The sequence below is a fragment of the Gallibacterium anatis DSM 16844 = F 149 genome (genome assembly GCF_000379785.1).
Lineage (GTDB): Bacteria > Pseudomonadota > Gammaproteobacteria > Enterobacterales > Pasteurellaceae > Gallibacterium > Gallibacterium anatis.
Genome location: NZ_KB903712.1, coordinates 1 through 17,175 on the forward strand (window position 1 = coordinate 1; position 17,175 = coordinate 17,175).

Sequence of the window (17,175 nt, forward strand, 5' to 3'; positions counted from 1 at the left end):
TGGTTTAGGAGTTTTAAATATGAATGGATGTTAAAGGGCGGTTATTCTTCATTAGATGAAGCCAAGGAAGATATTAAACAGTATGTGTTTTACTATAACAGGGTGAGACCGCATAGCTATAATCAAGGATTACCGCCAATTTTAGCAACAATTTTGTCTACTATGCCAATTTTTGTATCTTTCCAAATTTGCGCAAATTTATAAAGTGTAATCTTTTGCTTTTCTTCTTCTTTTGCTTGGTCTGCTAAATACTGGAACGGATCTAAGCCTTTAGAAATAAGTTTGTTATAGCGTCTTGTTGTTTCTCTAGCTTCTTCAAGCGATAAATCGGGGTGTTCGCCAATTTTACGCTTGAGCCGTTTTTTAGATATGGGATCAGTATACCAAAACAAAAATGTTTTCTTATTCGCATTGTAAACGTGCAAATAAAGGTTATTGCCGTCTGAATACGGCGTTTGTTTTGGTTTAAGTAATTTAATTCTTGTTTCTGTTAACGGTTTAACAAATTTTGCCATTGTTGCATCAATCCTTGTCCTATAAGGGTTTATAGAATTGATGTAACGTTTTGCGAAGCCATTTTTTAAAAAGTTACATCAACGTTACATCAATCTTGAAAACAAATGCAATCAATGCAATTCTATGCAACAAATAAAAATGGTCTTTTTTATATTTTTCAATAACTTGCAACGCTATGCAATGTTATGAATATAACCAGTGGTGGAGCTGGGGGGAGTTGAACCCCCGTCCGAAATTCCTCTACCTTCAGCACTACATGTTTAGTCTAGTCTTTAATTTCACTCAATCACTGCGGACAGACACGCGATAACTAAGCTAGTTTGATTCAATTTAGTGTTTCGATCCTCAAACGGCGGCTTCCACACGATCTCGTTTAAGTTGACTCCTCTTGAATCCCCGTCTTACGAGCGGAAGCTAGGGAGAGAAGGCTTTACGCAGGTTATTAAGCTGCTAAAGCGTAGTTTTCGTCATTTGCGACTATTGTTTTGCGGTTTATTTACGAGGCCTACCGCACCTCGACATGCACCTTGGGCTTCGCTAATCCCGTCGAATCCTAGATCAGCCCCAAATTGTCGGCTATTCTAGCAGAAAGTGAGAAAAATGAAAGTTAAAGTTATCAATCACTTGCCGCCAGAATAACTTTTACACTACAAATTTAATAAACGCTCCAACGAAGGCGCAAAATAGTAACTGCCGGTAACCGGTTTCGTAAAACCTAACAGACGATCTGTTTTACCGTCAGTTTCTCCAAACATACTTAATAATTGTTGTTCAATATTGTGTAATGTACCGCAGTAAGCAATAAAAAATAACCCGTGCTTACCGCTCGCTGTACCGTATGGCAAACTTTGGCGAATAATTTTAAGTCCTTTACCGTTTTCTTTTAAATCAACACGACCAACGTGAGAGGTCGGCGGCACATCATCAAGTTCGACACTGTCCGGTTTTGTTCGTCCAATCACTTGTTCTTGTTTATGTTGATCCAATTTTGCCCATTTATCCAACTGATGTTCCCAACGTTGAGTAAACACATAACTGCCATCTTTATCGATGCCGTCAGCCACTAAACCAATCGATCTACGCAATTCATCGCCCGCCGGATTTTCAGTACCGTCAATAAAGCCGGTAAGATCTCGTTCTTCTACCCAACGAAAACCGTGTGTTTCTTCTGTCACTTCAATGGCATCGCCAAAAATTTGTAACGCTTGCTGTGCAAGAGAAAAATTTACATCATTTCTCAATGAAAGAATATGAATCAATAGATCATTCTGCGTTGCCGGTGCTGCTAAATTGCCTTTGCCTAATTGCGTAAAAGATTTTAATTCTGTGGCATCAGCCTGATTGGATAACTTTCTCCAAGCATCATTGCCAAAAGCGACAATGCTGTAAAGACGCGCATCAGGATATTGCTGCTGTAAAGCTTCCGTTGCTTTGACTAAATCTTTGCAAGATTGAGCTACTGTTGAAAAATCTGTAATCTTTGCTTCAATAAAAATTGCCGCTTTGCAGTGTTCCAATAAAATGCCAGTTTGTGCAGTCATACTTAACCCCATTGTTTCAATAAAAATAATTCAACGTTATTATAATGCAAATAGAAAAAAGGTTTAGGCATTATTTTTAAGCAAACGTTTGCCTAAAAATGTTAAAAGAGATTTTCATTTCAAGAAAAAATCTGTATAATGCCGCCGCAATATTTTTCAATCATTTTATTTATTAACTTTTAACAAAGAGAGATATTGCAATGCTTAGAGTAATTAAAGAAGCCCTCACTTTCGATGATGTTCTTCTTGTTCCTGCACACTCCACCGTATTACCAAATACGGCAAATCTTTCAACTCAACTTACTCAAAAAATCCGTTTAAATATTCCTATTCTGTCTGCCGCAATGGATACCGTAACTGAAGCGAAAATGGCGATTGCCCTTGCACAGGAAGGTGGTATCGGCTTTATCCATAAAAATATGAGTATTGAACGCCAAGCTGAACGTGTACGTAAAGTGAAGAAATTTGAAAGCGGTATTGTGAATGATCCGATTACCGTTCGTCCAACCACAACATTAGCGGAAGTTGCGGAATTAACGAAAAAAAATAAATTCGCCGGTTATCCGGTAACAACAGAAGAAGGCGATTTGCTTGGTATCGTAACCGGTCGTGATACGCGCTTCGTTTCTGACTTATCCCTATCTGTTACTTCAGTAATGACACCAAAAGAACGCCTTGTAACCGTTACTGAAGGGGATTCTTTTGATCGTGATCACATTTTCTCATTGATGCATCGTCATCGTGTTGAAAAAATCCTCGTTGTTAATGATCAGTTCAAATTAAAAGGAATGATTACGCTCAAGGATTACCAAAAATCTGAACAGAAACCGAATGCTTGTAAGGATGAATTCGGTCGTTTACGTGTCGGGGCAGCAGTTGGCGCAAGTGCCGGTAATGAAGAACGCATTGATGCATTGGTTAAAGCCGGTGTTGATGTTTTATTAATTGATTCTTCTCACGGTCATTCTGAAGGTGTATTACAACGCGTGCGTGAAACTCGTGCCAAATATCCTGATTTGCAAATTATTGCCGGTAATGTTGCTACCGCTGAAGGCGCACTTGCTTTAGCTGATGCCGGTGCAAATGCGGTCAAGATTGGTATCGGTCCGGGTTCCATTTGTACAACTCGTATCGTTACCGGTGTTGGCGTTCCACAAATTACCGCTATTGCAGATGCCGCAGAAGCATTAAAAGATCGTGGTATTCCTGTTATTGCAGATGGTGGTATCCGCTATTCAGGCGATATTGCTAAAGCTATTGCAGCCGGTGCTTATTGTGTGATGGTCGGTTCAATGCTAGCAGGAACCGAAGAAGCACCCGGTGAAATTGAACTTTATCAAGGTCGTGCCTTTAAATCTTATCGTGGTATGGGTTCTCTTGGTGCAATGGCGAAAGGTTCATCAGATCGTTATTTCCAATCCGATAACGCCGCGGATAAGCTCGTTCCGGAAGGAATAGAAGGCCGCATCGCTTATAAAGGTTATTTAAAAGAAATTATCCACCAACAAATGGGCGGGTTGCGTTCTTGTATGGGCTTAACCGGTTGTGCAACTATTGATGAATTACGTACTAAAGCACAATTTGTGCGCATTAGTGGTGCCGGCATTAAAGAAAGCCACGTTCACGATGTCACCATTACTAAAGAAGCACCGAATTATCGAATGGGATAATAAATCAATACGGTCAAATTTAGCACTTTTTAAATTTGACCGTTTTCTTTAGTTTTTCTTAATTTTTTTGAGAACGATTACAAGAACTCAATGAATGATTTGTATCTATTTTAGATAAATTCATCCGATGATTTAATTCATAAAACTATTTAGGGTAAATATGTTAAAAGCAATTATTTTTGATATGGATGGTGTTATTGTTGACACTGAATATACCGAATTTATGCTACAAAAAGAGTTTATTGAGAAATTAAAACAACATAATCGCCCTATCACTTTAGAGCAACAATCAGAAACTGTCGGAAAATCATTAAATGATATTCCGGAAATTATCAAAAAGCTGAGTGGAACGTCTTTATCACTGCAACAAATCAGACAACAATATCGTGATTTTTTTCATCAGATATTTAGCCAAGTTGATTTCGTTTCTATTTTCCGACAGGAAATAAAAAATATTATTTATTTTGCAAAACAGAATAATATTAAATTAGCTGTGGCATCATCTTCTCCACTTACTCATATTGAAAATATCTTGTCAACTTGTGGCATTAAGCAAGATTTTGATCTTATTGTTAGTGGTGAAATGTTTTCTGCCAGTAAGCCTAATCCGGAAATTTATCAATATACATTAAATACATTACAAGTTTCTGCACAAAATGCGATTGCGATTGAAGATTCTTATTATGGAATCTTAGCGGCAAAAAAAGCAGGATTAACAGTTATTGCGTATGAAGAAAAAAGAATGATCGTTGATCAATCTCAAGCAGATTACATTGCGCCTGATATGAATGCTATTTTGCAATTGATTACGCAACAAAATCTATTAACCTAAATCATCCAACAAACTCGAGAGAAATATGAACAATATCCATAATCATAAAATTTTAATTTTAGATTTCGGTTCACAATATACTCAACTTATCGCCCGCCGTGTGCGTGAAATCGGCGTATATTGTGAATTATGGGCTTGGGATGTCACGGAACAACAGATCCGCGATTTTAACCCAACAGGTATTATTCTTTCCGGCGGTCCTGAAAGTACTACCGAAGATAACAGCCCGCGTGCACCTGAATATGTTTTCAATGCCAATGTGCCTGTATTAGGCATCTGCTACGGAATGCAGACAATGGCAATGCAGTTAGGCGGTTTGACAGAAAGCTCTGATCACCGCGAATTCGGCTATGCCTCCGTTGCGTTAAAAAATGAAACCGCATTATTTAAAGATTTAAATGACGGTGAACATAAACTTGATGTCTGGATGAGCCACGGCGATAAAGTCACTAAACTTCCACCTGAATTTCAAGTAACCGGTTCTACACCAACTTGCCCTATTGCTGCTATGTCGGATGAAAAACGGCATTTTTATGGCGTGCAATTCCATCCTGAAGTTACACATACACAAAGCGGATTAGCCCTTCTAACCAATTTTGTTGTTGATATTTGTGGCTGTGAACGTAACTGGACGCCTGAAAATATTATTGAGGATGCTGTGGCTCGCATTAAAGCACAAGTGGGTGATGATGAAGTGATTTTAGGGTTGTCCGGCGGCGTGGATTCTTCCGTTACTGCTCTATTATTACATCGCGCTATTGGCAAAAATTTACACTGTGTTTTCGTAGATAACGGCTTGCTGCGCCTAAACGAAGCCGATCAAGTTATGGAAATGTTCGGTGATAAATTCGGTCTAAATATTATCCGTGTCGATGCTGAAGATCGTTTCTTAAATGCGTTAAAAGGTATTGAAGATCCGGAAGCAAAACGAAAAACCATTGGTAAAGTGTTCGTTGATGTTTTCGATGATGAATCTAAAAAACTCACCAGCGTAAAATGGTTGGCTCAAGGCACTATTTACCCTGATGTAATTGAGTCCGCTGCCAGCAAAACCGGAAAAGCTCACGTTATCAAATCTCACCATAACGTAGGCGGTTTACCGGATTATATGAAACTTGGCTTAGTCGAACCGTTACGCGAACTATTTAAAGATGAAGTGCGTAAAATCGGCTTGGCACTTGGCTTACCGGCTGAAATGTTGAATCGCCATCCATTCCCGGGACCGGGTTTAGGTGTACGCGTATTAGGCGAAATCAAAAAAGAATATTGCGATTTACTCCGCCGTGCCGATGCGATTTTTATTGAAGAGCTTTATAAAGCTGATTGGTATTACAAAGTAAGCCAAGCCTTTACTGTCTTTTTACCGGTTAAATCCGTTGGCGTAATGGGTGATGGACGTAAATATGATTGGGTTGTTTCCCTACGTGCAGTAGAAACCATTGATTTTATGACTGCGCATTGGGCGCATCTGCCTTATGATTTACTCGGCAAAATTTCCAACCGTATTATTAATGAAGTAGATGGTATTTCCCGCGTGGTCTATGATGTCAGCGGAAAACCACCGGCAACAATAGAGTGGGAATAGAATTTCATCGAAAATAGCTTTAGTAAAAAAATTAGACCGTAGCTTAGTCGTTACGGTCTTTTTGTGTCATTTCGCTTAGCAAATGATTAGAAAGTTTAGAAATGTAGCGTGAAAATGATACAAGAGCAAAAGAGATGGAACAAATAATAGACTAATGAAACATATTTAAAGAATGGTGAATAAATTGAAGTTAGGAAAATTAGAGGAAGTTGACGTTAGAGAACTATGGAAACATGAACAGTATGATTTTTCTGAATGGCTTGCCAAAGAAGAAAATATAGAAATGCTAAGTAAAGTGGCACACTAGGAGGTGGCTCGCCTAACGGAAACGGTATCAAAAGTGGTGACCATTTCAGGGGCAAGTGCGGCATCTGCTGAAGCTGCATTAATGCAGTTTGGGCAGGCAATGGCAAGTGGTGAATTGCGAGGAGAGGAACTCAATTCCGTAATGGAACAAACGCCGGGGCTTGCTGACGCAATCGTAAAAGGCTTAGGGATTACTACCGCAGAATTGAAAGCAATGGGAAAAGCTGGAGAATTGGCGATTCCAAAAGTGATTGAGGCATTAAAAAAAGCGAAAGATTCTGTGGATAGTGATTTTGAGAAGCGTGTTATGACAATTTCTCAGGCATTCACGAATATATGGTCTTACAAGCTTGAGAAATACTTTCTCATTCTGTCGCTAAATTTAGTAGGCCGGTCTTATGTTTAATGAGTAGATTGTGAACATAAAACATAAGCATTTCCTCTTTTGTTTAGATTAAATTTGGTATTTTATATTCTAAACGGGAAACACTTACTTTTTATGGTGATGTGTTAGATTAAATCTGATATAGCGAGCAACATCAAACTCATTCAAGATGACGTTTTCCATTTCACATTCGTTTGTAGAATTTTTTGATAAATTGGGCAGGTTTTATCGTGAGCGTTCGGTAAGTAACCTGTGCTCATCAGGAATTCATTAACAATTTCGCCGCCAACGAATTTAAACTGTTTTTTAAACAGTTTGACCCATTCGGGCAGCGTTTGGGGATAGTGGTGATCGAGCCACGCTTTAAATGAACCGAATTGTTGCTGTAGTTGTAAGATCTGTTTGGCATTATAAATAGCGGCATTAATTTTAAGACGATTGCGAATAATGTCCGGATTATTCAATAAACGTTGGCGATCTTCATCATTATAGTTAGCCACTTTTGCGATATTGAATTGGTCATAAGCAAGTCGAAATCCCTGTTCTTTCTTTAAGATCAATGTCCAACTAAGCCCTGCTTGATTAATTTCCATCACTAAACGTGCAAACAGTTCATTATCATCTTCAATTGGAAAACCGTAACGATGATCGTGATATGATTTATTAAATGGATCTTCATCTTCCGCTAATTGATTAACATAATCGCAATAGCTCATTATTAACCTCGGGTTGGTCGGATTTTCTGCATAAACATTGGCAGCTCATCAGTGAGTACGCGCTGTTGCATTAAATCTTTAATTGTCGCCGCTCTAAACAGGGCTTTCTCTGCTTTTTCGCCGTGGAAGAGTTGATTTACCGTATTTTGCCAGTGGGATAACCAGATTGCGAACATCTCTTCGCTCATTGGCTGGCGGTTGTGGATTTTGATATGAGCCAACATTGGATTTCCTTGATAACTCTCCATATCAAAAATATTACTTTCCCAAAAGCGATACATTTTTTCTAAATGAGCTTGCCAATGTTTTCCGCGTAGATGGGCGAACATATATCCAATTCTGTCATCAGCTAACAGTGAATCATAAAAACGGTTAACCAACAGTTCGATATCATTACGGTCTTCTAACAGTTTGCTCATAGCTACTCCTGTTGTTTTTTGAATAGTGACAAAATAAATAGCAAAGCAGAACAAATTACCACAGAGGGACCGGCTGCCGTATCATAAAATGCGGAGAGGAGTAATCCTCCTGTCACGGAAATCATACTGATGATTACCGCAATTATCGCCATACTTTCCGGTGTGCGTGAAAAACGGCGTGCGGTGGCGGCAGGGATGATTAGCAAGGAGGTAATGATTAATGCACCGACAAATTTCATACTTAATGCAATCGTGATGGCGGTCAGCAACATTAACACAATGCGTCCTTTTTTGACATCAACCCCTTCAATTTGTGCTAATTCCGGATTTACTGTGGCAGAAATCAATGCTTGCCAGAAGTAACATAGAATACTCAATACTAAAATAACGCCAATACCTATCCAGAGTAAATCTTGATAAGTAATGGCAAGCAGATCGCCGAACAGATAATTCATCAAATCAACCCTGACGCCGCCAATTAAGCCAATAGTGACAACACCTAAGGAAAGGGAAGTGTGCGCAATAATGCCGAGCAGGGTATCAGCCGCAAAATGGGTGTTGTTTTCCAACCAAACCAGAATAAGAGCTAATAAAATAATCAGCAAAAGAATAGCGATATAAGGATTAAGATCAAAGACGATACCTAGAGCAATACCGAGCAGAGCAGAATGTGACAGGGTATCACCAAAATAAGCCATCTTACGCCAAACAACAAAAGCACCGAGCGGTGCGGTGATTAAAGATAAAACAATGCCGGTGATCCAAGCAGGGAAAATAATCTCAAACATAATGGGCCTTAATGTTGATGTTGGCAATCAGCAGAATGATGTTCGCCGGAACAGCAGACATCACCGTGTAGATTGTGTTTATGATTATGATGATGCGTATAAATGGCAACATTCTGTTCATGCTGATTATTAAAAAAGTCAATGAAATTCGGGTGTGCACTGATGGAGTCCGGCGCGCCTTCACAACAGATGTGATGATTAATACAAAGCACGTGATCGGTTTTTGCCATCACTAAATGCAGATCGTGAGAAACCATAAGCACCGCACAATCGAATCGTTCCCGCATTTGATTGATTAACTGATAAAGCTCATTTTGCCCAACAACATCAACGCCTTGAGTGGGCTCATCCAATACCAATAAATTGGGTTTATTTAAGATAGCTCGCGCCAAGAGAACACGTTGCATCTCTCCGCCGGATAATTTTTGCATACTTTGTTCCGCTAAATGTGTGATAGAGAGCAGTTGCAGCACTTTTTCAATATCCTGTTTTGTTGTTTTTGGCTTAAGCGCAAGAAATTTTTTTACTGTAATCGGAAATGAGTTATCCAGATGTATTTTTTGTGGCACATAGCCGATTTTGGTATTGGCAGCATAATGAACAGAGCCGCTTTTAGGCACGATCAACCTTAATAATACTTTGAGCAAAGTTGATTTTCCGCCACCGTTCGGACCAACGATTGTCGTGATGGATCGTGGCTGAATAGATAACGAAACATCCTGCAATACCATTTTGTTATTAAACTGAACCGAAATATTTTTTAATTCAATCAAAGGTGGCTGTGAAACGTGCATAATGATGATACCTTTTTAAAAATCGGTCTGTATTTTATGCAAATCTGGTAGGGGATCAAATAAATTTTTAGATAATGTTTAAGATTTATGCATTTAATGAAATATGTTACTAAAAAGAGGGAATTTTTCCGTTAATATTATGTCTTATTTGAATTCTTAAGAGATTGTGTGAGTGAGTCATTTGAGTTAATTAAAATGCAGCATATTAAATTAGCCAGAGATCGTTTAAAGCGAAAAATAATAATTAGAACGGTGCTTGCCGGTATTGCGATTCTCTGTTTTACATCAATACTTTATTTTTTATTACACCAAACTAAACCGATGAGCGGTGCGGATAAGCAAGCGCCTGTCGAAATGGTTGAAACTAAAACATCGAGCACTGATGATCAAAATAAAGCGCAATCAGAGGCGCAAAAAAGTGAGCGTGATCAAACAGAAAGCGATCAGACTACAGCGAGTAATGATACTAATGCGACAGACAGCGATGAAAATTTTGATGATCAGTTATCGGATGACACTATTTTTAGTGACGATGAATTACCGCAAGATGCGAAAGATGCATTGAGTGAATTGCTCAATGCTGCCGGACAGGCGCTCAGTATCACCAATCAATTCGGTGCGACTGTTGCAGATGGTGATACATTGGCTGATATATTGGGGTCAAGCGGTTTAGAGATTGATACCGTGAATGAGTTGTATCAATTGGATCCGACGTTGAAAAAATTACAAACAGGGCAACAGCTTTATTGGATTTTGTCAAAAGACGGTGATTTGCAATATTTAAACTGGTTGGTTTCTCGAAAAGAGGAACGTGTTTATGAACGCCAGACGGATGGTCGCTTTACGATGCAAATTATCCAAAAGCAAAGTATCTGGAAAGAGGAAGTGCTGAAAGGGGACATTGAAGGTAATTTGTATAGCCATTTGCGTGCAAACGGTTTAGATTCTAAACAAATTTATCAGTTGATTAATGCCTTACAGTGGCAAATTAGTTTAACTAAATTACAAAAAGGCGATCGTTACGCTATTTTGGTCAATCGTGAGTATCTGAATAATAAATTAACCGGTCAAGGTAATGTGATGGGAATTCATATTATCAGTCGAGGCAAGAGTTATTATGCGATTCAGGCGGAAAACGGACGTTATTACAATAATCACGGGGAAACGTTGGGTAAAGGCTTTTCACGTTATCCGACCCAACGTCAACATCGCATTTCTTCGCATTTCAATCCTCGCCGGAAAAATCCGGTAACAGGGCGAATTGCGCCGCATAAAGGTGTTGATTTCTCAATGCCGATTGGTACACCAATTATTGCGCCAGCAGATGGCGTAGTGGTGAAAGTCTCTTATCAGGCAGGCGGTGCAGGACGTTATGTAATGTTGCGACACGGTCGAGAATATCAAACCGTTTATATGCATCTAAGCCGTCCATTAGTTAAACCGGGGCAATCTGTGAAGAAAGGGCAACGTATCGCATTATCAGGGAACACCGGGCGTTCAACCGGACCGCATTTACACTATGAATTTCATATTAATGGGGTGGCGGTTAATCCTATGAAAGTGAAATTGCCGGGTATGAATAATACGATGGCAAGTAAAGAACGCCAACGCTTCTTACGACAAGCGAGAGTGGTTCAGGATAAATTGAAAATGTAAGAGAAAATACCAGCCATCAGGCTGGTATTTTTAATGCACAGGAACAGCTTCTTCTACCGGCACTTGGTTATTATCCGGCGTATCATCATCTGTTGCTTCATCGGAAGATTCGTTTAATTGCAGCGCATCCCAAACGCTTGGTGCAGGCGCTGAAATTTGCGGTTGTACTGCGCAAGGATTATGTGCAGTCCAAACCGGAATTTCCATTCCACTGTCACAGCTCCAACTGCCGTGACTATCAACTCTTACCCATTTTAAGGTGTCGGTATGCGGCAGTTTGAAAGGTTTCACCGAAATAGTAGGCAATAATGCTTTGTAAATTTGCAACGCACCGGAAGCACCGGTTAATTTTGTTTTGCGGTTGTTATCCAACCCTGCCCAGACAGTGGTGACATTATTGCCGTCAATGCCGACAAACCAAGTGTCACGGCCATCATTGGTGGTACCGGTTTTGCCGGCAAGATGCAGCTTGCCGAAATCGGCTTGCAGCGAACGTGCCGTACCGCGATCGACAACCTGTTGCATAGCAAACAGTGTTTCGATAGCAGCCTCTTCAGCAACGACCTGTTCCGGATTGGTTTGATGTTGATAAAATTGGTGACCGTCACGCTCGACAATGTGACGAATAGTGGTTAATGGCACTTTCGCGCCTTTATTGGCGATCACCTGATAAAGTTTGGTCACATCATAGGGTGAAATAGAGTAAGAGCCGAGCAACATTGACGGCACACGTGGAATTTTGACCTGATCCCAGCCCATACTTTTTTGATTACGAATAATATTATCCAGCCCTACTGCCATTCCGATATTTACTGTCGGGATGTTTAAAGAACGAACCAAGGCATTCAATAAAGTGACGGAACCGCTATATTTGCGATCGTAATTGCGCGGTTGCCACGCCGGTTGTCCACGTAACGGAATACTGATAGGTTGGTTTTTAATCGGGGTATTCAAGGCAAAACGCTCCGGATAGGACAACGCCGTTAAATAAACGGACGGTTTCACTAAAGAACCGATTTGTCGCCTTGCAGACAGAACACGGTTAAAACCGGCATATTGCACATTTGTTCCTGCCACTAAAGCTTGAATTTCACCGGTATGATAATTGGCAATGATCATTGCTGCCTCTAAATCCGGAATTTTATGGCGTAACTTCAAGGCAGTTGCTGCACTGATAATGGCGTTTTCCGCTTGTGCCTGCAATTTAGGATCAAGCGTAGTGAAAATTCTCGCACCGGATAAAAAATTGAGCTTTTTATTGCCGAGCAGATCGGTTAATTCGTGTCGAACCGCTTGCATAAAACCGGGTTGAGCCTGTTGCACCGGGCGTTGGCTTTGGACACCCAATGGACGCTGGCTTAACATCTGATACAAAGATTGATCGATAATGTTATGCTCCAGCATCATTTGTAATACCACATTGCGCCGTTTGGTTGCATTTTCAGGATTGCGCCACGGGTTATAAAGTGAAGGGCCTTTGACCATTCCTACCAGCAGCGCAATTTGGTCTAAACTGATTTCTTGAATCGGACGACCGAAATAGAATTGACTGGCGAGGGCGAAACCGTGAATTTGCGTATCACCGCTTTGTCCCAAATAGATTTCATTCAGATAGGTTTCCAAAATGCGGTTTTTGTCATAATGCCAATCCAGCATTAATGCCATAATGATTTCATTCGCTTTGCGGCTTAGGGTACGTTCATTACTTAAAAAGAGGTTTTTAACAAGCTGTTGTGTTAATGTACTTCCACCTTGAACGGTATGGCCTGCTTTTAAATTATTGATTAAGGCGCGGGCAATCCCAATAAAACTGACGCCATCGTGAGTAAAAAAGTTGCGATCTTCGGTTAAAATCAAGGTATCAATCAAAAATCGCGGGTATTGCTGCAAAGGAATCGCTAAACGCTCTTCATCATCGGAATTCAACATTGCAATCAGTTTTGGTGATAAGCGAAATTCATTGACTGCTTTTCGTGCCACCAAATCTTCAATGACATTAAGTTGTTGCTGTTGGAATCGTAAGCGCAAAACACGCTGCGGTTCGGCAATATCCGGGAAAGGGAAGGCGCGGCGAATCAACACCAACGTGTCATCGTCATCAATTCTGAAATCACCCGGAGCGGCAAGCAGAGAAGTTTGACGGTAACCGTTATCAATCAGTAGCTGTTTTACTTCAGTTAATGAAGGATGTTCCGGCTGTTGCACTGTTGGAATTTGGCTATACACTTCAGCAGGAAGTTGCCAAATTTGCCCGTCCATTTTAGAACGAATTTTGCCATCGAGATAAATAGCATAAAAGCTACCCATACAAAGGGCAGTGATGCCGAGTTTTATCGAAAAAGCGAGAAAGCGCTGTTTCAGTTTAGAGTTCTTTTTCTTAGGCTTTGCCTGTTGTTTGGGTGCTTGTTCTGTCATTTTCTATCTTTTACTACATATATGGATCACATCGAGCACTATAAGTTTAGTGAGCCTGTTGATCTAATTCAATAACGTGTTCCAGTGCTTGTTCAAAATGAGCAAAGTATCGAGATTCACCGATTAAATTTAATATTCCGGATTTTCGCAATTCACGATCCACGCGCTTATTGGCACCGGAAAGCAGAACGATAACATTGCGTTTTTGTAACGAATTAATAACATCTTCCAGCGCTTGAATACCGGTCATATCAATAAAAGGAACCCATTTTAGGCGAATAATCAAAAATCTGGCATCGGTATTGGTGCCGGCTAAAGCACGCTCAAAATTTTCAACTGCACCGAAGAAAAAAGGACCTTCTAAAGCAAACACTAGTGCTGATTCCGGTAATCCTTCTTTTTCTCCCTGACGACCCAATTCCTGATTAATTTGATGCGCGCTGTTCGGCGACACCTCAACGCTTGCAGCCATACGTTTCAAGAAATAGAGTGTGGCTAAAATAACGCCAATATTCACGGCAATCACCAAATCAGCAAAAACAGTTAAAAAGAAGGTTATCAGTAAAATCACCACATCGGCACGAGGTGCACGTTTGATCATATTAATAAAGCGTCTGACATCGCTCATATTCCAAGCGACCACAAACAGAATCGCAGCCAATGCAGCCAGTGGAATGTTGGAAGCGAGCGGTGCGAGAACAACCAGAATAATCACTAAAGTGATTGCGTGAATAATGCCGGCGAGAGGGCTGTTGCCTCCGTTACGGATATTGGTTGCGGTACGTGCAATCGCACCGGTTGCGGCAAAACCGCCGAATAACGGGGCTAATATATTAGCGATGCCTTGCCCGATCAATTCTTGATTGGAGTGATGTTTCGTTCCTGACATCCCATCGGCAACCACTGCGGAGAGCAGTGACTCAATAGCTCCCAACATTGCAATGGTAAACGCCGGACCGATTAAGGTCATCATTTGTGTCCATTCCAAACGCGGCAGTTTAAATTCCGGCAACCCTTGCGGAATACCCCCGAAAACGGATCCGATGGTGGCAACACCTTCAAATTGAGCGAATTGCTGAACCACAGTAATAACAACTAAAGCAATTAGTGGGCCGGGTATACGATGCAGATATTTCACTTTAGGTGCGTAAAGAACCAACAATAATGCAGAGATAGCTAATGCAGTGGTCGCAAGATGTAATTGAGGAAAAACTTGGATCAGTTGCCAAACTTGTTGGTGAAAATGCGCACCTTGGATTGCCGGTAAACCAAAAAAGTTGCGCCATTGTCCCACCCAAATGATGACCCCGATACCGGCAGTAAAACCGACAATGACCGGAGCGGGGATAAATTTGATAATTGCCCCCATTTTGCTGATACCGAGTGCAAACAGGATGATTCCTGCCATTAAGGTTGCGATCTGTAATCCTTCAATGCCGTATTGTGCGGTGATGCCGGACAATACAACGATGAATGCTCCTGTTGGCCCGGCAATTTGTAACCGACTACCACCGAAAAGAGAGACTGCTAAACCAGCAATAATGGAAGTATAGATACCTTGTTCAGGTTTTACGCCGGAAGCAATCGCAAATGCCATTGCTAAAGGAAGTGCAACAACACCGACGATGACGCCGGCAATTAAATTGTTAAGCCAATATTTTTTTTGTAACAGCCCGGCTTTGTAGGCCTCTTGAATTGCAAACATAAGTGAAGTTTAAAAGGAAAAAATGAGTTGTTATTATAAGGCAGAGCGGATCTTTCTCAAATAAATTAGCGGAAAATTGATAGGATAAAATGAAACGATTTTAAAGCTATGTATCCTTAATTATTGCAAAAATAGAAAAACTGCTGCACGAATATGGCTAGCTATTTGGCTTTGTTGACGCACAAGACAGCGTTTTGAATATAAAAAGTACTGGTTATCACTCATTGTGAGGAGTAAAATAATTCTTCGTTAAGAATGTGTTAATTATTTCTTAGCGTAAAGTAATTTTTAAGTAAGCGGAAAATGAAACGTACTCTCGATACGTATTTATTGTTACGACAAACTAAGGAGGTTTGTATCTATGTCTACTTATTATTTTCTACCTACTCGTAATGTTTTCGGTGAAGGCGCTGTGAATGAGGTTGGTCATCTAATGCTTTCGCTTGACGCTCATTCAGTAATGATTGTAACAGACAAATTCCTTGCCAAATCCGGTATGGCGGATCAAGTAGTGGATATTTTGGCAAAAAGTAACATTAAAGCTGTTGTTTTTGATGGCGCAGAGCCTAACCCTACCGATAAAAATGTTGAAGCCGGTGTTGAATTCTTCAAACATCACGACTGTGAAGGCATAATTTCTCTTGGTGGTGGTTCATCTCACGACTGTGCTAAGGGGATTGCCCTTGTTGCTTCCAATGGCGGACGCATTCACGATTATGAAGGTATTGATAAAGCCACTAAGGATATTATGCCGCTCTTGGCGATTAATACTACTGCCGGTACAGCATCTGAAATTACTCGTTTCTGTATTATTACCGACACCTCTCGCCACGTTAAAATGGCCATTGTTGACTGGCGTGTGACACCAAAAGTTGCGGTTAATGACCCTGAATTAATGAAAGGTATGCCACCATCACTCACCGCTGCAACCGGTATGGATGCATTGACTCACGCTATCGAAGCTTATGTTTCTTCTGCGGCCAACCCATTAACAGATGCGGCGGCATTAAAAGCAATTGAAATGATTTATCGCTATTTGCCGAAAGCGGTAGCAAACGGCGATTATATGCACGCACGTGATAAAATGGCATATGCACAATATCTTGCCGGTATTGCTTTTAATAATGCTTCTCTTGGTTATGTTCACGCAATGGCGCACCAACTTGGTGGTTATTACAATCTTCCTCACGGTGTTTGTAATGCGATTTTATTACCGTATGTTGAAGAGTTTAACATTATCGGTAATATGAACCGTTTCCGTAATATTGCAGAAGCAATGGGGATCAACACTTCAAATATGACCACTACTGATGCAGCACAAGCCTGTATTGATGCGATTAAATTGATTAATCGTCAAATCGGAATTCCTGCAAATCTTAAAGTTCTTGGTGTGAAACCGGAAGATTTTGAAATTATGGCTGAAAACGCACAAAAAGACGTTTGTTGTTTAACCAATCCACGCAAAGCGACCAAAGCGCAAGTGGTTGAAATTTATCGTCGTGCTTATGAAGGGGAATAACCTCTATTGGCAATAAAGTGAAGTGAAAAAAGGCATCTGCTGATTAACAGATGCCTCAGACTGCTGACAAACCTCTAGACATACCTCTAGAGGTTTGATCTAATAGGCATATCGAAAAAAGGAAATGCCTATGCTCAAAAATACACCCTCACTCCAATATGAAATCGAGATGATAAGTCTCGAACAACTCGTTCCAAAAGACCACCTTGTCCGTAAAGTCGCGAAAGCCATCGATTTTGACTTCATTCGTGATGAAGTTGCTCATCTCTATTGCCATGACAACGGTCGCCCCGCAGTTGACCCAGTTCGCTTGTTCAAAATCATGTTA

The 17,175-nt window shown here is 40.5% G+C and carries 14 protein-coding genes, 1 other RNA gene and 2 pseudogenes; 8 read left to right on the forward strand and 9 right to left on the reverse strand.

All coding sequences use genetic code 11. The annotated features are described in order from the left end of the window. Positions 1–27: 27 nt before the first annotated feature. Positions 28–204 carry an integrase core domain-containing protein gene (locus A3EO_RS13165; RefSeq protein WP_080638284.1) on the forward strand — a complete coding sequence of 59 codons (177 nt, stop codon included), beginning with the start codon at positions 28–30 and terminating at the stop codon, positions 202–204. Here A3EO_RS13165 and A3EO_RS0108180 read toward each other — a convergent pair. From A3EO_RS0108180 to A3EO_RS0108185, 3 genes are all read right to left on the reverse strand, one after another. Continuing rightward, entirely contained in the window at positions 123–515 is a 393-nt protein-coding gene (locus A3EO_RS0108180; RefSeq protein ID WP_018346762.1) for an integrase arm-type DNA-binding domain-containing protein, read from the reverse strand. The two genes, A3EO_RS13165 and A3EO_RS0108180, sit on opposite strands and share 82 nt — an antisense overlap. Positions 516–715: 200 nt before the next feature. After that, positions 716–1,082, reverse strand: a transfer-messenger RNA (tmRNA) gene (gene ssrA / locus A3EO_RS13170). A gap of 81 nt (positions 1,083–1,163) precedes the next feature. Beyond that, on the reverse strand, positions 1,164–2,057 hold the full coding sequence (locus A3EO_RS0108185) for a Dyp-type peroxidase (RefSeq protein WP_013747184.1): 894 nt from the start codon (positions 2,055–2,057) through the stop codon (positions 1,164–1,166). Between the two features lie 200 nt (positions 2,058–2,257). Here A3EO_RS0108185 and guaB point away from each other — a divergent pair, with 200 nt between their 5' ends. The 4 genes and pseudogenes from guaB to A3EO_RS13620 form a co-directional block, all read left to right on the forward strand. Beyond that, a complete protein-coding gene (guaB, locus tag A3EO_RS0108190; protein WP_026211060.1) occupies positions 2,258–3,727 on the forward strand; it encodes an IMP dehydrogenase in 1,470 nt (489 codons plus the stop codon). A gap of 160 nt (positions 3,728–3,887) precedes the next feature. Then, a complete protein-coding gene (locus A3EO_RS0108195) occupies positions 3,888–4,559 on the forward strand; it encodes an HAD family hydrolase (RefSeq protein ID WP_013747182.1) in 672 nt (223 codons plus the stop codon). Positions 4,560–4,584: 25 nt separating this feature from the next. Continuing rightward, the gene (gene guaA / locus A3EO_RS0108200; protein ID WP_018346763.1) at positions 4,585–6,144 is read left to right on the forward strand and encodes a glutamine-hydrolyzing GMP synthase; all 1,560 of its coding nucleotides are present in this window, start codon (positions 4,585–4,587) and stop codon (positions 6,142–6,144) included. 307 nt (positions 6,145–6,451) lie between these two features. After that, positions 6,452–6,787, forward strand: a pseudogene (locus tag A3EO_RS13620) (tape measure protein); the annotation flags it as partial. 212 nt (positions 6,788–6,999) lie between these two features. Here the strand turns inward: A3EO_RS13620 and A3EO_RS0108215 are convergent. From A3EO_RS0108215 to znuC, 4 genes are read right to left on the reverse strand one after another with little or no spacing between them, the layout of a single operon-like run. Next, positions 7,000–7,551: a DNA-3-methyladenine glycosylase I gene (locus A3EO_RS0108215; RefSeq protein WP_018346766.1), complete on the reverse strand. Its 552-nt coding sequence runs from the start codon at positions 7,549–7,551 to the stop codon at positions 7,000–7,002. 2 nt (positions 7,552–7,553) lie between these two features. Then, positions 7,554–7,970 (reverse strand): group III truncated hemoglobin, encoded by a 417-nt coding sequence (locus A3EO_RS0108220; RefSeq protein ID WP_013747192.1) that lies wholly within the window; start codon positions 7,968–7,970, stop codon positions 7,554–7,556. 2 nt (positions 7,971–7,972) lie between these two features. Beyond that, on the reverse strand, positions 7,973–8,758 hold the full coding sequence (gene znuB, locus A3EO_RS0108225; protein WP_018346767.1) for a zinc ABC transporter permease subunit ZnuB: 786 nt from the start codon (positions 8,756–8,758) through the stop codon (positions 7,973–7,975). Positions 8,759–8,766: 8 nt separating this feature from the next. Then, complete coding sequence (gene znuC / locus A3EO_RS0108230) at positions 8,767–9,552, reverse strand: zinc ABC transporter ATP-binding protein ZnuC (RefSeq protein WP_018346768.1); 786 nt, start codon at positions 9,550–9,552, stop codon at positions 8,767–8,769. 195 nt (positions 9,553–9,747) lie between these two features. Here znuC and mepM point away from each other — a divergent pair, with 195 nt between their 5' ends. Beyond that, positions 9,748–11,208 (forward strand): murein DD-endopeptidase MepM, encoded by a 1,461-nt coding sequence (gene mepM / locus A3EO_RS0108235; protein WP_026211062.1) that lies wholly within the window; start codon positions 9,748–9,750, stop codon positions 11,206–11,208. A gap of 30 nt (positions 11,209–11,238) precedes the next feature. On the opposite strand, the gene mrcB is transcribed toward mepM, so the two are convergent. Then, on the reverse strand, positions 11,239–13,623 hold the full coding sequence (gene mrcB / locus A3EO_RS0108240) for a penicillin-binding protein 1B (RefSeq protein WP_018346770.1): 2,385 nt from the start codon (positions 13,621–13,623) through the stop codon (positions 11,239–11,241). A 46-nt stretch (positions 13,624–13,669) separates the two neighbouring features. Then, positions 13,670–15,328, reverse strand: a complete 1,659-nt coding sequence (locus A3EO_RS0108245) for a SulP family inorganic anion transporter (protein WP_018346771.1) — start codon at positions 15,326–15,328, stop codon at positions 13,670–13,672. A gap of 361 nt (positions 15,329–15,689) precedes the next feature. Here A3EO_RS0108245 and A3EO_RS0108250 point away from each other — a divergent pair, with 361 nt between their 5' ends. Both A3EO_RS0108250 and A3EO_RS0108255 read left to right on the forward strand, forming a co-directional pair. Beyond that, entirely contained in the window at positions 15,690–16,847 is a 1,158-nt protein-coding gene (locus A3EO_RS0108250) for an iron-containing alcohol dehydrogenase (RefSeq protein WP_018346772.1), read from the forward strand. Positions 16,848–16,977: 130 nt separating this feature from the next. Then, a pseudogene (locus A3EO_RS0108255) lies at positions 16,978–17,175 on the forward strand (IS5/IS1182 family transposase); the annotation flags it as partial.

Coding starts and splice junctions, on each gene's coding strand:
- A3EO_RS13165 (WP_080638284.1), top strand. CDS start 28: ATGTTAAAGGGCGGTTATTCTTCATTAGATGAAGCCAAGGAAGATATT.
- A3EO_RS0108180 (WP_018346762.1), bottom strand. CDS start 515: ATGGCAAAATTTGTTAAACCGTTAACAGAAACAAGAATTAAATTACTT.
- A3EO_RS0108185 (WP_013747184.1), bottom strand. CDS start 2,057: ATGACTGCACAAACTGGCATTTTATTGGAACACTGCAAAGCGGCAATT.
- guaB (WP_026211060.1), top strand. CDS start 2,258: ATGCTTAGAGTAATTAAAGAAGCCCTCACTTTCGATGATGTTCTTCTT.
- A3EO_RS0108195 (WP_013747182.1), top strand. CDS start 3,888: ATGTTAAAAGCAATTATTTTTGATATGGATGGTGTTATTGTTGACACT.
- guaA (WP_018346763.1), top strand. CDS start 4,585: ATGAACAATATCCATAATCATAAAATTTTAATTTTAGATTTCGGTTCA.
- A3EO_RS0108215 (WP_018346766.1), bottom strand. CDS start 7,551: ATGAGCTATTGCGATTATGTTAATCAATTAGCGGAAGATGAAGATCCA.
- A3EO_RS0108220 (WP_013747192.1), bottom strand. CDS start 7,970: ATGAGCAAACTGTTAGAAGACCGTAATGATATCGAACTGTTGGTTAAC.
- znuB (WP_018346767.1), bottom strand. CDS start 8,758: ATGTTTGAGATTATTTTCCCTGCTTGGATCACCGGCATTGTTTTATCT.
- znuC (WP_018346768.1), bottom strand. CDS start 9,552: ATGCACGTTTCACAGCCACCTTTGATTGAATTAAAAAATATTTCGGTT.
- mepM (WP_026211062.1), top strand. CDS start 9,748: ATGCAGCATATTAAATTAGCCAGAGATCGTTTAAAGCGAAAAATAATA.
- mrcB (WP_018346770.1), bottom strand. CDS start 13,623: ATGACAGAACAAGCACCCAAACAACAGGCAAAGCCTAAGAAAAAGAAC.
- A3EO_RS0108245 (WP_018346771.1), bottom strand. CDS start 15,328: ATGTTTGCAATTCAAGAGGCCTACAAAGCCGGGCTGTTACAAAAAAAA.
- A3EO_RS0108250 (WP_018346772.1), top strand. CDS start 15,690: ATGTCTACTTATTATTTTCTACCTACTCGTAATGTTTTCGGTGAAGGC.